Source organism: Pseudoroseomonas cervicalis ATCC 49957, assembly GCF_000164635.1.
GTDB lineage: Bacteria > Pseudomonadota > Alphaproteobacteria > Acetobacterales > Acetobacteraceae > Pseudoroseomonas > Pseudoroseomonas cervicalis.
Genome location: NZ_GG770777.1, coordinates 631835 through 645713, shown reverse-complemented (window position 1 = coordinate 645713; position 13879 = coordinate 631835). Strand labels below are relative to the sequence as shown.

Below are 13879 nucleotides of genomic sequence, written 5' to 3'. Positions count from 1 at the left end.
AGGCGGAATGGGAGAGCCGAATACGACCCTAGTTGAAGACCCTCAAGAACGGGGTCCGGGAGGGCGTGCGAATGGTGTCACACCGCCTGCTGGGCCGCAGGGCCGTCCTGGCGGCCGCAGCCATCGGCGCCGGGGGTGCGGCCCGCGCTGCCGGAAGGGCGCCGGTCCGCTTCGGCCTTACCCCTGTGTTCCTTGAATCAGACCTCGCCCTTCTGCGGGCGTTGTCCGACCACATGCAGGCGGCGCTTGGCACCCCGGTGGAGCTTGTGAAGCGGCGAACCTATCAGGAGGTCGTCGGCCTCCTGCTTGCCGGGCAACTCGACGCCGCCTGGATCTGCGGCTTTCCCTATGTCCGGCACGCCGACCGCCTGTCGGTGCTTGCCGTGCCTGTCCATCGCGGGCGCCCGCTCTACCAGTCGTACCTCATCGCCGACGCCAGCCTGCGGGTGCGGTCGCTTGCTGACCTGCGGGGAGGTACCCATGCCTTCTCCGACCCCGACAGCAACTCCGGCTGCCTGACGACCCGCTGGCTGCTCGCGGGCCAGCACCAGTCCCCGGGGGCGTTCTTCCGCGCCACCTTCTTCACCTACGGCCACCGGAACGTGGTCCGGGCCGTAAGCAGCGGCTTGGCGGAAAGCGGGTCCGTCGACGGCTATGTCTGGGAGACCATGGCCGAGACGGAGCCTATGCTCACCTCAACGACCGACGTCGTCGCCCGCTCAGAATGGCAAGGCTTCCCGCCGGTCTGCTGCCTCACCGGGGCACGGCAGAGCACAGCGGTGCGCGGCATTGAGGCGACCCTGCTGAACATGGCGGACTCGGCCACTGGCTCGGAGATACTCCGCGCACTTCGCCTCGACGGCTTCGTCCCCGGTAATCCCGGCCTCTACGAAGGCATCCGCGCGATGTCCGACGACCTCGAGAGGCGGGCATGAGCAGGCAGGGATCATGGCGCCTTGGGCGGCGGCTGGACCCGAGGCGTTGGCCGTTGCTGCTCACCGTGCCTCTGACGGTCGCCGCGTTGGTGGCTGGTGTGGCCACCTTGACCGGGCAGGCGGTGCTGGCGCGCCTGAAGGCGGACCAGGAGCGCCACCTGGCGGCCCTGGGGTCGGCTTTTCTGGATGGGCTGGCCACGGCCGTCCAGCCAGCGGCCGTCCGGGCGGACATCTGGGAGGCGTTCGACGCACTGGACCGCGCCAGCAGGCAGTATGAGGCGCTCCGGCCCACCATCTCGGTGCTGGTGCTGCCTGACGGTTCGGTCTTGGCGTCGTCGAGCCCTCGGGTGCTGCGGACCGGGGCCGCGCTGCCGGAGCCGCTCTCGCGCCTGGCGGATCAGGCGGCCGCCATTGGCTCGCCCGCCATAGAGGAGGAATTCGGGCGGGCGGTCGTAGCGCGCGTGCTTCTCGAGGGCGGTGTGCCCGTCGGGCGCCTGGTGGCGGAGGCGGATATTGGTGCGCTCCTGGCAGAGCGTAACGCAGTGGTCAGAACGCTGATCCTGGCTAACCTCGGCATCGCGGCATTCTTCGCAGCCGCAGGCGCACTTTTAGTCCGGCGTATCCTTCTACCGACCGAGCGGCTCCGCCAACGGCTCCTCGAGGCCGCCATGGGGCGTCGCCCTGAGCCACTGGATGCGCAGGCGGGATCCGGCTCTGAGCATCTGGCCTTGGTGAACGCATGGAATGGCGCCGTGGCCGCCATAGCGGAGCGGGACCTCATGGCCGCGCGACTGGCCCGGGAGGAGGGCCGCGCCCAGCTTGGGCGCCTGACGGCGGCAATGGCCCACGAGGTGAACAACCCGCTCGGTGGCCTGATGACGGCCGTGGACACCATCTCCGAGTACGGCGACCGGCGGGAGATCCGGGAGGAGGCCGTCGGCCTGCTCAGGCGGGGCTTGGACGACATCCGCAAGGTCGTCCGCGCAGGGCTGTCATCCTGGAAGACCGGGCCCGGCGAGGCACCGCTCGCGGCCCAGGACTTTGAGGACCTGCGGCTGCTCATCCGCCACGAGGTGTCGCGCCGTGGCCTGACCCTGGACTGGCGCAACGACCTGCCGGGCGGCGTGCGTGTTGACCGGACGCTGGCTCGGCAGATCGCGCTGAACCTGCTCCTCAACGCGGCCGCCGCCTCGCCCCCGAAAAGCGTCCTCAGCTTCCGGGCGCAAGGGCTCAGTCAGGGCGGCGCGGTCATCGAGGTGAGCGATGTCGGCACGGGCCTCCCCGCCGACGCCGAAAGCCTCCTCACGGACCCGGAGGGTCTACCGCCCTCCGGCGGCGGGCTCGGACTCTGGACCGCCGCCAGGCTGGCGCGCAGCCAGGGCGGCCGTATCACGCGTGAGCCGACACCGCGGGGGACGCGGCTGGTCGCGGAGCTGCCGGTCCCCTCCCATGGCAAGGAGGTTGCCCATGCCAGCTGAACGTGGCCGGATCCTCCTCGTGGAGGACGACCCGACGACGGCGGGTACCATGGCCCAGCGCCTGCGCATCGAAGGGTATGGCGTCGAGGTCGCGACGGGCGCCATAGACGCCGCGGCCTCGCTTGAGCGTAGGGTGCCCGATCTGCTGCTGTCCGATCTGCACCTGCCGGACGGCTCGGGCGAGGAGCTCTTCCTGTCGCAGCGCAGCCGCCTCGCCGGGACGCCCGTACTGGTGATGACGGCCTACGCTGGCGTGGACCAGGCCATCCGGCTGATGAAGGCGGGCGCCGACGATTTCCTGGTAAAGCCCGTTGAGATCCAGGACCTCCTCGGCCGCGTCGGTGCCCTGATGGCCCGGCGCGTGGTGCCCGCGGCAGACGCCACCCTGGGCGTCTCGGCCGCCATCCGCCGAGTCGAGGCGACGGTGCGCCGGGCGGCGCCCAGCGACTGCGCGGTCCTCCTGCTGGGCGAGACGGGAACCGGCAAGGAGGTGGCAGCCAGGCTCTTGCACGGACTGTCGCCGCGAGCGGCGGCCCCCTTCGTCGCCGTGAACTGCGCCGCCGTCCCGGCCGACCTGGCAGAAAGCGAGTTCTTCGGCCATGAGCGCGGCGCCTTCACCGGTGCCGCGACCCGGCGCCACGGCTATGCCGAGCGGGCAGGGGCGGGAACCCTGTTCCTGGATGAGGTGGCTGAACTGGCACCCGTGCTTCAGGCGAAGCTACTTCGGCTCCTCGAGGCGGGGGAGTATACGCGCGTGGGCGGCTCCGGAACGCTGCCGTTCCACGCGCGTGTCGTGGCGGCGACCAACGCCGACCTGGACCAGCGGGTGCGCGAGGGCCGCTTCCGGGAGGACCTGCTCTACCGGCTCGACGTCATCCGGGTTGAGATCCCACCGCTCCGCATGCGCCGAGAGGATATCGTGCCCCTGGCGCGCCAGTTCCTCGCCAGGGCATCCCTGGCGGCGGCCCGTGGCATCCGTGGCTTCGACAGCCGGGCGGAGCGGGCCATGGAAGACGCGGAGTGGCGGGGCAACGCCAGGGAGCTCCGCAACCGGGTCGAGCGTGCGGCGGCCCTGTCCGATGGACCCTGGGTCGGGGTGGACGACGTCTTTGGCGGCGCCGCGTCCACCGGAACCTGTCCCATGGCAGAGGCGTCCACGCTCGCCGAAGCGGTCATGGAGGCGGAGCGCCGGGCGGTCACCCTGGCGCTGGCGAAAGCTTCCGGAGAGGTGGAGATCGCGGCAAGCATCCTCGGCGTTGGCCGTTCGACGCTGTTCGAGAAGATTCGGAAGCTGGGCCTGCGGCGGCCGGAGACGACGTGACGCGAGGGCTGGAGTCCCGGTCGCCGGACCTGGACCGCGCTTAGTCCGAGTTCCTGGACTCGTTCAGCACCTCTGTGGCCGTTGGGCGATCATCAACACGTTGATTCCACTGGGTCAGGTCAACGCTCGCCTGCCTGCCCGCTCTGGCATGCCCGCTGCAATGCCTATCTCGTCTGAATGCGGGAGATGGAAATGTCGGGTTGCAAAAAGCTCACGGAAAGCGGCCGCCGCTTCTTCCTGGGACGGGGTGCGCTGGCGGTGGCTGGCGCGGCGGTGGCCTCCACGGTGCCCCAAACCTCTGCCAAGGCGACACCGGCCCTGGCACGCGTGAGCTATCCTGTCAGCAGGCTGGCCAATCTGCGCGACCTGAAGGTCAACGAGCCGATGGACATCGCCTATCCCGACGCCGACAGCACGGGGGTGCTCATCAAGCTCGGCTCGCCGGTTCCGGACGGCGTCGGCCCGGAGCGCGACATCGTCGCCTTCTCCAACCTCTGCCCGCACAAGGGCTACCCGATGTTCTACTAGGCGGACGACCGGACCCTGAACTGCCCCGGCCACTACAGCCGCTTCGACTGCGAGAAGGGCGGCCTGCAGGTCTGGGGCCACGCCACCCAGAATTTGGCCCAGTTCCGCCTGCGGGTCGATGCGAGCGGCGACATCCACGCCGAGGGCGTGGACGAGCTGCTCTACGGCCGCCACGCCAACGTGCTGGCCTGAGGAGGGCGGGAACATGGCCTACAAGCGCAACATTGACCGCCTGCCGATCCCGCCCCGGGACGCCAGGGTCAACAACGTCGTCTGCCACTACTGCATCGTAGGCTGCGGCTACAAAGCCTACTCCTGGCCCGTGAACCGCCAGGGCGGCCCGGCGCCGGGCGACAACGCCTTCGGCGAGGACATGCGCGCCCAGCTCGGCGCTGACAGCGCCGCCTGGGTGGCACCGTCCATGTACAACGTCGTCCGGCAGAATGGGCAGGACGTCCACATCGTCATCAAGCCCGACCACGACTGCGTGGTGAACTCCGGCCTCGGCTCCATCCGTGGTGCCCGGATGGCCGAGATGTCCTACTCCACTGTCACCGGGACGCAGCAGGCACGCCTGACCGACCCGCTGGTCTGGCGCTACGGCACCATGTCGCCCGCCTCCTGGGACGACAGCGTCGGGCTGGTCGCCGAGGTCACCCGTCGGGTCATCGAGGAGCAGGGCGAAGACGGCCTGCTGGTCTCCGCCTACGACCACGGCGGCGCGGGTGGCGGCTACGAGAACACCTGGGCGACCGGGAAGCTCTACTTTCAGAGCATGAAGGTGAAGAACATCCGGATCCACAACCGCCCGGCCTACAACTCCGAGGTGCACGGCTCCCGCGACATGGGCGTGGGCGAGCTGAACAACTGCTACGAGGACGCCGAGCTCGCGGACACCCTGTTCATCGCGGGCGCCAACTCCCTCGAGACCCAGACCAACTACTTCCTGAACCATTGGGTGCCGAACCTGCGCGGCTCGACGCTGGACAAGAAGCAGAGCCAGCTGCCGAACGAGCCGCACGCCGCCGCGCGCATCGTCGTGGTGGACCCGCGCCGGACGGTGACCATCGCCGCCTGCGAAGCCGAGGCAGGCAAGGAGAATGTCCTCCACCTGCGCCTCAACAGCGGCACCGACCTGGTGCTGTTCAACGCATTGTTCACCGAGATCGCCGCGAGGGGCTGGACCGACAAGGCGTTCATCGCCGCCAGCACCAGCAATTTCGACGCCGCGGTCGGCGCCAATCGCACCACAGTGGAGGAGGCAGCCCGGCTCACCGGCGTGTCGGCGGAAGACATCCGCAAGGCGGCCGCCTGGATCGCGGAGCCCAAGCAGGGCGGCGCCCGGCGCCGCACGATGTTCGCCTACGAGAAGGGGATCATCTGGGGCAACGACAACTACCGCACCAACCAGTCCCTGGTGAACATCGCGCTGGCGACAGGCAACATCGGTCGCCCGGGCGGCGGCTGCGTCCGCCTCGGCGGCCACCAGGAAGGCTATGCCCGCCCGTCCGACGCCCATGTCGGCAAGCCCGCCCAGAACGTCGACGAGCTCCTCATCGGCGGCAGGGGCGGTGTCCACCATGTCTGGGGCTGCGACCACTTCAAGACCACGTTGAACGCCTCCGAGTTCAAGCGCGTCTACCAGCGTCGCACCAACATGGTGAAGGAGGCGATGGACTCCGTCCCGGCCGGTGACCGTGCTGCGCAGCTGGAGGCCATCATCGGAGCCATCCGTGCAGGCGGCCTGTTCAGCGTGAATGTCGACATCGTGCCGACGCAAATCGGCTCCTGCGCGCATGTCGTCCTCCCGGCCGCGACCTCCGGCGAGATGAACCTTACCTCCATGAACGGCGAGCGCCGGATGCGCCTGACCGAGCGCTACATGGACCCGCCGGGCAATGCCATGCCGGACTGCCTCATCGTCGCGCGCCTGGCCCAGGCCCTGGAGCGCTCCTTCCGCACGGCCGGGAACGCCGCCGTGGCCGACCGCTTCCGGGGCTATGACTGGAAGACGGAGGAGGAGGCGTTCATGGACGGCTACCACCGGCACGAGAAGGGCGGCGAGTTCGTCACCTATGCCCGCCTGCGCGCCATGGGCACCAACGGCTTCCAGGAGCCCGCGGTCGGGCTGGAGACCACCGGCGCGGTGGCTGGCGGCACCACCACCGGCGCCTCGCCCGGCATGGTGGTGCAGGGTCCGGCGATCGAGGGCGCCCGCGGCCGCGAGCCGGTGCAGCAGGCGGCGCCCCATGCCGGGGCGACCGGCGCCCCGGCGGCGGCCAATGGCGGCAGCGAGCGGATCCTTGGCACCCAGCGCCTCTATGCAGATGGCAAGTTCAACCGGCCGGACGGCAGGGCGGTGTTCGCCGCCACCCAGTGGCGGGGGCTGCAGGCCGAGGGCAAGCAGGCCGAGAAGGACTCGCACCGCTTCCTGGTGAACAACGGCCGCGCCAACCACGTCTGGCAGTCGGCCTACCTGGACCAGCACAACGACTTCGTCCGCGACCGCTTCCCGTATCCCTACATCGGCATGAACCCGGACGACATGGGCGAGCTGGCGCTGAAGCCGGGCGACCTCGTCGAGGTCTTCAACGGCAACGGTGCCACTCAGGCGGTCGCCTGGCCGGAGGCGGGCCTCGGCCGCAACCAGACTTTCATGCTGTTCGGCTACCCGACGGGCGTGCAGGGCAACGTGGTCAGCAAGGCGACCAACGAGCTGATCATCCCGAACTACAAGCAGACCTGGGCGAACATCCGGAAGCTAAGCGACGCCCCCGAGGCCGTCCGCCACCTGTCCTGGAAGTCGCAGGAGTACCGGGCCCAGGCTTGAGATTGGGTACCCTGCGACGCGGCCGTCCGGCTGCGTCGCCTTGCTCCCCTGCCATTGGAGACCCCATGCGATTCCTTGCCTCGGCAATGCTCTGCCTGCCGCTCTTCGCGTTCCCGGCTTCCGCCCAGACCGCCCCCTCGGGCGAGCAGCTGTTCCGCAGCCAGTGCGGCGCCTGCCACGGCGTGGACAGCCGCAACCGGGTCGGCCCCGGGCTTGCCGGGGTGCTGGGCCGCCGCGCGGCGGCCGTCGAGAGCTTCCGCTACTCGAACGCCATGCGCGCCAAGGCGGCAGAAGGATTGACCTGGGACGAGGCGACGCTGCACGCCTACTTGCAGGCCCCCAAGCAGGTCGTGCCCGGCGGCAGCATGTCCTATGTTGGCATGAAGGACGAGGCGCGCCTCGACGCTTTGATGGCCTACCTCAAGGAGAATGCGGGGTCGTGACCACCGGCGCCGCGCCCCGTCCCGCGGACCTCGACTGCGATCTGCAGGCCCGCCTTGAGGACATCTAGACCGCACGCGCGCGGCTTCTCGGCGACGTTCAGCCGGTGCGGGACGTCGAGCACATGTCCTTGTCCGCTGTGTCCGGACGGGTGCTGGTGGATCCCGTGCTGGCGACGTATGACATGCCGCCTTTCGATCGGGCGGCCGTGGACAGATACGGCGTCGGCGGGGCAGGACCAGGGCCTCTCCGGCTGGTCGGCCACCTTCCGGCTGGCACGATTAGATTCCTGCTTGTCGGCGCCGGTGGGGCGGTGCGCCTGCTGACCGGCGCGGCCGTCCCCGAAGGGCTCTGGGCCGTGGCGATGCAGGAGGGCTGCCGAGTGGACCCGCATCCCGGCGCCGGTCCGCGGACAGTCATGCAAGGCGCCAACATCGGCCGACTAGCCGAGGATTTCTGGATGGGGACGGCTGGAGGCTGGGACCGCGGTCGAGTTCCTGCCCTTCGCAGGTATCCTGAGCGGCTAGGCTCTGCCAGAGCAGCTCGGAGAGAGGCATGCGGCCAGATCTGGCCAATACCGAACTGGCAGGTCCTGGAACCTGATCTGGCATGACTGGGCATCGGCCGTCAGGCACCCCACCGCCGGTTCGACCCGAAGCGGTTTGCTTTGAAGCATTGGCGGCCAAGTTTGGCCTATCGAAGTAGCAGTCGGCTTCCGGCGAACAGCAGGATGGCAGCGAGGATGGAGCGAATGGCCCGCTCGGACATCCAGCGCTGGCCGATGAAGGCGCCCAGCACGGCGCCAACGATGGCCCCGACCGAGTAGAGGCCGGTGCCCTGGGCGATCTGCTGGCCCGCGATCAGGGCGCCCGCGAGGCCGAGCACCGAGTTGAACAGGATGAACGGGGCCGAGATGCCCGCCGCGCGCTTGGCCGAGGCCCAGCCGAAGAGCACGAGCTGCGGCACCAGGAAGACGCCGCCCCCGATGCCGGTCACCCCGGACAGGAACCCGGCCGCCGCCCCCGCCAGCATCGCGGGCAGCAGGCGCACCGTGGCGGTGTCGGGTGTCGCCTTCCGTCGGAACAGCATGAGGCCCGCCGCCGCGATGAGCAGGATCCCGGTTGCCGTGAAGTAGAGAGGGCCGTCGAGGACCAGTAGGCCGCCGAGGAACGCGGTCACCAACGACGGCAGGGTGATCGGGAGCAGAAGGCCCCAACCGATGGCCGCGGCGCGACGGAGCCGCCACGTGGCGTAGCTGGCGGCCACGATGTTCAGCAGCAACGCGGTCGGCCGCATCTCGGCGGCCGGGAAGCTCGCGAAGGCCATGACGGCGAGGAACGCCGTCCCTCCCGCCTGCCCGACAGTGGCGTAGAGGAGCGACACGCAGGCAATGATGAAGGTCAGGATGACGGCGTGATCCATGAGGGATTGCTGTCCCGGCTCGGGATCTGTTGCAAGCCCGGTGTCTACCTGGGTGCTCGCCCGGCGGGCCGTGACGCTGTCCAGCGACGCCGGTGGCATCGCCAGCCCTGAGGATCGCCAGCCCTGAGGATGGACCAGCAGGTGCAGGCAGCGGCGCAACCTCGACAGCCAACCATCGCCAGAAATCATTCGTCGCGAACGAACAAAAGGACCGCAACGTTCATCGCCTAGATCTGAGCGGGTCAGGGCAGGAGGTCAGCTCGACCGGCCGCGCTGCCCATCATCAATCAGGTCTGGAGTTCCCATGTACGTTTCGAAGGTTCTTTCTCTTGGTCTGGGTGTACTTCTCCTGGCCGGTCCCGCCCTCGCTCAGGAGAGTGCGGGAGCGTCGGAGAACCCTACCCGCTTCGGCATCGCGGTGAGCCGGGGTGAGGTTGGAGCGGGTGCTCCGGGAAACAGCCGGTCCGCTGAGGGCAGTCCCCTGAATGTGCTCATGGAAACCAGCGAGCGAACCCTGCCTCCGCTGGAGGAGAGCATCGCGCTCACGAACAACGCGCCGAGCAGCGACGCCAACCAGCTGAGCTACGACGGTCATCCCTGGAGCCATCACCTGTCACAGCTGCAGACCCGGCCCGGCGGCAGCACTCAGGTCACGGCTGGCAGCCTCGGCGGCTGAGCAACCTCCCAGCGAGGCGCAGGCGGTCGCCAAGACCTCGGTCATGGATGAAAGATGGCGGCTCCGGAGGGGCAGGGTCTCCCCTCCGGCTGGAGGCGAGCCTGCAGCGCCCATCGGGGCCAGCCCGGTCCTCGGATTCAGCATCCCGCTTCGGCAAGCAGGTGCTTCGTCGAGGCGGGAGCATCCGGGGCGCCGCTGACTACATCCCCTCGGGACGTGGGCTGGTCGAGGTCATCTCGGCGACGGCCCAGAAGACCAGCAGCATCACGACGATCTCCCAGCCGATGGAGGCCGCCAACCGGGTGCCGGAGCCCGGCGCGCCCGCGGCCAGGGCCGGTGTCAGCCGGAAACGGTGCCAGGCGGCGAAGCCCAGGAGGACGCAGACCAGCGCCACCTTCGTGAGCAGGACCCAGCCGTAGGCGGTGGTCACGAGCAACTCCAGTTGCCCGACCAGCAGCCACGCCAGCGTCACCCCGGCCACGACGAGGCCGCCGACGATCCAGGAGGCTGCCCGCGCCCACCCCTCGACCATGCTGGCGGCCCGCGGACCGGCCCGCCTGGAAGCGATCAGGAGGGGCCAGAGGCTGCCCGCCCAGAAAGCCGCGGCGAGCAGGTGCACCACCAGCGCCGTGGCCAGCAGCCACCGCGGCTGGTGCTGGGTCGTGTGGCCGACCTCCGTGAAGCTCACCGCGACCGCCAGCACGCCAGCGGCCCCGAGCACCAGGGCCGCGCGGCCCATCCAGGTCGCCAGCGCCACGGCCAGGAGGCCTGCCCAGGTGACCAGCACGGACGCGCCGGGACGGGAACCCAACATCATGTCCCAGACCTCGGCGTCGAACGGGTCTCCGTCCGAGGCCAAGGCGACCTGGGCCGCCAGCCAGGCGAGGCTCGACCCCAGCCCGGCCGCCACCATGACCAGGGTGAGGCGGCGGCATGCGGCGACGTCACCGGCCTCCTGCAGGCGCCCGAAGCCCATGGCGAAGATGGCAAGGCCCACCGCACCGAGGCACGACACGTAATAGGCGAGGCGCAGCGCCACGGAGAGGGCGCGCAGGGGGTCCGGCTCGGCCCTCAGCAGCTCGAGGATCACCGGGCCGGGTTCACCGCGAAGCGCGCCGCCCCGCTCATGACGTGGCCGTCATCGCCCATCGCGCGCCACTCGAGCCGGTAGGCGCCGGGACGCAGAGACCCGGCCACCGTGGCGGTCACCTGGCTGGAGGCGGCACGGCTGCCCTCGCGGCGCACTTGTTGCTCCTTGCCACTCTCGTCGAGCAGGCGCAGCGAGGTCACCCGGCAGTCCTCGGTGAAGGCCAGGTTGAGCGTGCGCGGAGACGCGTTCAGCGTCGCGCCATCGGCCGGGTCCGACGAGTGCAGCATCGCGTGCGCCGAGGCGGCCCCGGGAGCCAGGATGCCGAGGGCTGCGGCCAGGATGCCGTGGCGGAGGAAGGTGAGGCGAGAATGCATGGGATCTCCTGTCAGCGCTCGCCGGGTCTGCCGTCCCGGTGAAGGTCCGACCTCCTCAATAGGCAGGCAGTTGACGCGGTGCAGCCGCGTTATTCCACCAATTTGTTACTGCTCGGTGCTGCCTGCGTCGGGGCCGCAGGCCGGGTGGATCTCACCTCGCGGGCTGCCGGGACAGCCAGGTCCGCAGGTGGCTGATCTCCTGCTGCTGCTTCTGGATGACCTCCTCGGCCACCTTCCGCATCTCGGGGTCGCGGCCGTGCTCGAGTTCCACGCGGGCCATGTCGATGGCGGCCTGGTGGTGCTTGGCCATCATGCTCGCGAAGTCGCGGTCCGCGTTGCCGGAGGGAGCCTCGGCGGCCATCTCCCGGTTCATCTTCTCCATGGCCGCGTGGTACCCGGCCGTGGCGCCCTGGGCCGTCGCCGGGTGGCTGCCTTGGGCCAGCGAGGGCGCAGCCCACAGGAGCGGGGCGGCAAGGATGGCCAGGGCGGCCGCATGGGCTGCGCGGCGGTCGATCGTCATCGGGTTCGGTCCTTTCCTGTGGCGGGAAGCGGTGCCCAGGGACCAAGCCGTGCGCGGCACGGCCGGTGAACATCGTTCCCGTTGTCCGACTCAACGGTCGCCACGGGCGGCGGGTCCGGCGTCCGATTACAACGTTTTATTGCCGACCACGCCGACAGCCCGGCGGGGAAGCCGCACCGTCACCAGCGTTCCGCGACCTGCGGCGCTCTCGATCGTCAGCCCGCCATTGTGGGCCTCGACAATGGCGCGCGCGGTCGAGAGGCCGAGGCCGCTCCCGCCGCCCGCCGCGCGCGTCCGGTCGCCGCGGAAGAACGGCTCGGTGACGCGGGGCAGGTCCTCCAGAGGGATGCCGGGGCCGTTGTCGCCGACCCGCACCAGCACCTCGTCGGCACGGGCCTCGACCTCCACCCAGGGATCGCGCCCATGCCGTGCGGCATTGGCCACCAGGTTCGTCACGGCGCGCTTCACGGCGACGCGCCGTCCCGGCGCGACGGCCTCCTCGTCCATGCGCCCCTCGCGGACGGGGATGCCCACCTCGGCGAACTCGTCCACGACGGTGCGGAGGAGCGCGGCGAACGCCAGAGGCTGGACGGCCTCACCGGCATGCCCCCCCCGCAGGTAGGCGAGCACGTCGGAGACCATGGTCTCCATCTCGGCGAGGTCGCGCCGGACCGGTTCGCGTACCTCGTCCGGCATCTCCTCGGCGCGCAGGCGCAGGCGGGCGATCGGCGACATCAGATCGTGCGAGAGCGCGCCGAGGGCGAGCGTCCGCTGCCGGAACGCGTCGCGTGTCCTCGTGGCCATGTCGTTCAGCGCCTCGGCCAGCTGCCTCACCTCGCGCGGGCCGGAAGCCGCCGGGAGCAGCGCCGCGCGCTCGACGTCCATGCCGGAGACGGTCCTCGCAAGGACGGCGACAGGCGCCGAGACGGAGCGCACGGCGACACCGACGACCAGCAGCAACGCCAGGCCGATGGCGGCCGCGTAGAGGTGCAGCGCGCTCCGGTCGGCCGACAGGACGTTGAGGGACGCGATCTCCACGTCGAGCCACGAACCGTCCTGGAGGCGCGCCATGGCACCGATATCGACGATCCGGTCCGATGCCGCGTCGTGGCGCCCGGGACGGACCCGCACCTCGGTGGCCAGCCCGGACAGCGCCATGGTGCGGGCCGCCACCGTGCCCCATTCGCCCCTGAGAGGGTGTTCCGGCGTGGGCACCGGGTCACGTTGCCAATGCACGCTCAGGTCCACCCGGGACAGGGCATGCGCCACCTGGTCGCGATCCGCCTCGGGCGCCGCGCCTACGGCGTCCATCAGCGCGGCGAGGCGGTGGGCCAGCAGTTCCTCGGTCCCGCGCTCCACCGCCTGCCGGAGGAGGATGTCGTGGACCCCCACCATGGCCGCGAAGAGGACCGCGAAGCCGATCGTCAGCGCCGCGAGCGTCCGCGCGGCCAGGGACTGCGGGAGAAGGCGCCTCACGCCGACCATTCCACGGGGCTGGAGAGCAGGTAGCCGATGCCACGCACGGTCTTGATCAGGCCCATCTCGCCATCCCCGTGCGGGCGAGGCCCCAGCTTGGCGCGCAAGCGGCTGATCTGCACGTCCATGGAGCGGTCCAGCCCGCCGTAGGGCCGGTTCCGGGCGAGGTCGAGGAGCTGGTCCCTGGTCAGGATGCGCTGCGGCCGCTCGACGAAGGCGAGCAGCAGGTCGTACTCGCCGCTGGTCAGTTCGACGGCCGCCCCATCCGGCCGGAGCAGTTCGCGCCGCCGGGTATCCAGAGCCCATCCGGCGAAGCGCGCCACGACGCGGCCGTGCGCACCCGGTGATCCCTCTGCTCCCCCGGCGCGGCGCAGGACTGCCCGGATGCGCGCGACCAGCTCACGGGGATCGGCTGGCTTCACGACGAAGTCGTCGGCACCCAGCTCCAGGCCGATGACCCGGTCCGAGGTCTCGGCCAGGGCGGTGAGGACGATCACCGGCACCCGTCCCTCGGTCCGCAGGTCGCGGCAGAGCTCGAACCCCGACTTGCCGGGCAGCATCACGTCGAGCAGGACGAGGTCCACCGGCGCCGTCGCGAGGAGGCGCCGCATCTCCACGCCGTCCTGGGCGCCGGTGGCCCGGAACCCGTTCCGGCGCAGCAGGGAGAGCAGGAGCTTGCGAAGATCCCCGTCATCCTCGACGACAAGGATATGCCTCCCTTCGCCGGACATCGGGGGGAGGTCCGCGGGCAATGGCCCCCGATGTCCTTCGGTGTCGAAGCGGTCCGC

13 protein-coding genes and 1 pseudogene are annotated in these 13879 nt (G+C 70.3%); 8 read left to right on the top strand and 6 right to left on the bottom strand.

Translation table 11 applies throughout. The annotated features are described in order from the left end of the window. Nucleotides 1-32 precede the first annotated feature (32 nt). From HMPREF0731_RS02765 to HMPREF0731_RS26450, 7 genes and pseudogenes are all read left to right on the top strand, one after another. Nucleotides 33-935, top strand: a complete 903-nt coding sequence (locus tag HMPREF0731_RS02765) for a substrate-binding domain-containing protein (RefSeq protein ID WP_245538233.1) — start codon at nucleotides 33-35, stop codon at nucleotides 933-935. Nucleotides 936-988: 53 nt separating this feature from the next. Then, entirely contained in the window at nucleotides 989-2413 is a 1425-nt protein-coding gene (locus HMPREF0731_RS02760) for an ATP-binding protein (RefSeq protein WP_007002483.1), read from the top strand. Beyond that, nucleotides 2403-3734, top strand: coding sequence for a sigma-54-dependent transcriptional regulator (locus HMPREF0731_RS02755; RefSeq protein ID WP_007002482.1), 1332 nt, complete (start codon nucleotides 2403-2405; stop codon nucleotides 3732-3734). The genes HMPREF0731_RS02760 and HMPREF0731_RS02755 overlap by 11 nt, the downstream gene beginning before the upstream one ends. Nucleotides 3735-4061: 327 nt before the next feature. Further along, nucleotides 4062-4262 (top strand): Rieske (2Fe-2S) protein, encoded by a 201-nt coding sequence (locus HMPREF0731_RS25895; RefSeq protein ID WP_211207880.1) that lies wholly within the window; start codon nucleotides 4062-4064, stop codon nucleotides 4260-4262. A gap of 205 nt (nucleotides 4263-4467) precedes the next feature. After that, nucleotides 4468-7092: an arsenate reductase (azurin) large subunit gene (locus tag HMPREF0731_RS02745; protein ID WP_007002480.1), complete on the top strand. Its 2625-nt coding sequence runs from the start codon at nucleotides 4468-4470 to the stop codon at nucleotides 7090-7092. A gap of 65 nt (nucleotides 7093-7157) precedes the next feature. Continuing rightward, nucleotides 7158-7535, top strand: coding sequence for a c-type cytochrome (locus HMPREF0731_RS02740; protein ID WP_040611876.1), 378 nt, complete (start codon nucleotides 7158-7160; stop codon nucleotides 7533-7535). 83 nt (nucleotides 7536-7618) lie between these two features. Beyond that, nucleotides 7619-8146: pseudogene (locus HMPREF0731_RS26450) on the top strand (hypothetical protein); the annotation flags it as partial. Nucleotides 8147-8226: 80 nt separating this feature from the next. On the opposite strand, the gene HMPREF0731_RS02735 reads toward HMPREF0731_RS26450, so the two are convergent. Beyond that, nucleotides 8227-8955: a sulfite exporter TauE/SafE family protein gene (locus HMPREF0731_RS02735; RefSeq protein ID WP_211207879.1), complete on the bottom strand. Its 729-nt coding sequence runs from the start codon at nucleotides 8953-8955 to the stop codon at nucleotides 8227-8229. 493 nt (nucleotides 8956-9448) lie between these two features. Here HMPREF0731_RS02735 and HMPREF0731_RS02730 point away from each other — a divergent pair, with 493 nt between their 5' ends. Then, the gene (locus tag HMPREF0731_RS02730) at nucleotides 9449-9631 is read left to right on the top strand and encodes a hypothetical protein (RefSeq protein ID WP_007002476.1); all 183 of its coding nucleotides are present in this window, start codon (nucleotides 9449-9451) and stop codon (nucleotides 9629-9631) included. 199 nt (nucleotides 9632-9830) lie between these two features. Here the strand turns inward: HMPREF0731_RS02730 and HMPREF0731_RS02725 are convergent, their stop codons facing one another. The 5 genes from HMPREF0731_RS02725 to HMPREF0731_RS02705 all read right to left on the bottom strand — a co-directional run bounded on the left by HMPREF0731_RS02725 (nucleotide 9831) and on the right by HMPREF0731_RS02705 (nucleotide 13822). After that, a complete protein-coding gene (locus HMPREF0731_RS02725; RefSeq protein ID WP_007002475.1) occupies nucleotides 9831-10721 on the bottom strand; it encodes a copper resistance D family protein in 891 nt (296 codons plus the stop codon). After that, on the bottom strand, nucleotides 10718-11095 hold the full coding sequence (locus HMPREF0731_RS02720; RefSeq protein ID WP_007002474.1) for a copper resistance CopC family protein: 378 nt from the start codon (nucleotides 11093-11095) through the stop codon (nucleotides 10718-10720). Before HMPREF0731_RS02720 ends, HMPREF0731_RS02725 begins: the two co-directional genes overlap by 4 nt. A 151-nt stretch (nucleotides 11096-11246) precedes the next feature. Further along, nucleotides 11247-11615: a CopM family metallochaperone gene (gene copM, locus HMPREF0731_RS02715; protein ID WP_007002473.1), complete on the bottom strand. Its 369-nt coding sequence runs from the start codon at nucleotides 11613-11615 to the stop codon at nucleotides 11247-11249. Between the two features lie 126 nt (nucleotides 11616-11741). Beyond that, complete coding sequence (locus HMPREF0731_RS02710) at nucleotides 11742-13100, bottom strand: sensor histidine kinase (protein ID WP_007002472.1); 1359 nt, start codon at nucleotides 13098-13100, stop codon at nucleotides 11742-11744. Beyond that, nucleotides 13088-13822 (bottom strand): response regulator, encoded by a 735-nt coding sequence (locus tag HMPREF0731_RS02705; protein ID WP_040611875.1) that lies wholly within the window; start codon nucleotides 13820-13822, stop codon nucleotides 13088-13090. The genes HMPREF0731_RS02710 and HMPREF0731_RS02705 overlap by 13 nt, the downstream gene beginning before the upstream one ends. Nucleotides 13823-13879 lie beyond the last annotated feature (57 nt).

Bases quoted from the DNA above. Each gene is read 5' to 3' on its own strand.
- HMPREF0731_RS02745 (WP_007002480.1), top strand. From the start codon at position 4,468: ATGGCCTACAAGCGCAACATTGACCGCCTGCCGATCCCGCCCCGGGAC.
- HMPREF0731_RS02755 (WP_007002482.1), top strand. From the start codon at position 2,403: ATGCCAGCTGAACGTGGCCGGATCCTCCTCGTGGAGGACGACCCGACG.
- HMPREF0731_RS02705 (WP_040611875.1), bottom strand. From the start codon at position 13,822: ATGTCCGGCGAAGGGAGGCATATCCTTGTCGTCGAGGATGACGGGGAT.
- HMPREF0731_RS02740 (WP_040611876.1), top strand. From the start codon at position 7,158: ATGCGATTCCTTGCCTCGGCAATGCTCTGCCTGCCGCTCTTCGCGTTC.
- HMPREF0731_RS02730 (WP_007002476.1), top strand. From the start codon at position 9,449: ATGGAAACCAGCGAGCGAACCCTGCCTCCGCTGGAGGAGAGCATCGCG.
- HMPREF0731_RS02710 (WP_007002472.1), bottom strand. From the start codon at position 13,100: ATGGTCGGCGTGAGGCGCCTTCTCCCGCAGTCCCTGGCCGCGCGGACG.
- copM (WP_007002473.1), bottom strand. From the start codon at position 11,615: ATGACGATCGACCGCCGCGCAGCCCATGCGGCCGCCCTGGCCATCCTT.
- HMPREF0731_RS02735 (WP_211207879.1), bottom strand. From the start codon at position 8,955: ATGGATCACGCCGTCATCCTGACCTTCATCATTGCCTGCGTGTCGCTC.
- HMPREF0731_RS02720 (WP_007002474.1), bottom strand. From the start codon at position 11,095: ATGCATTCTCGCCTCACCTTCCTCCGCCACGGCATCCTGGCCGCAGCC.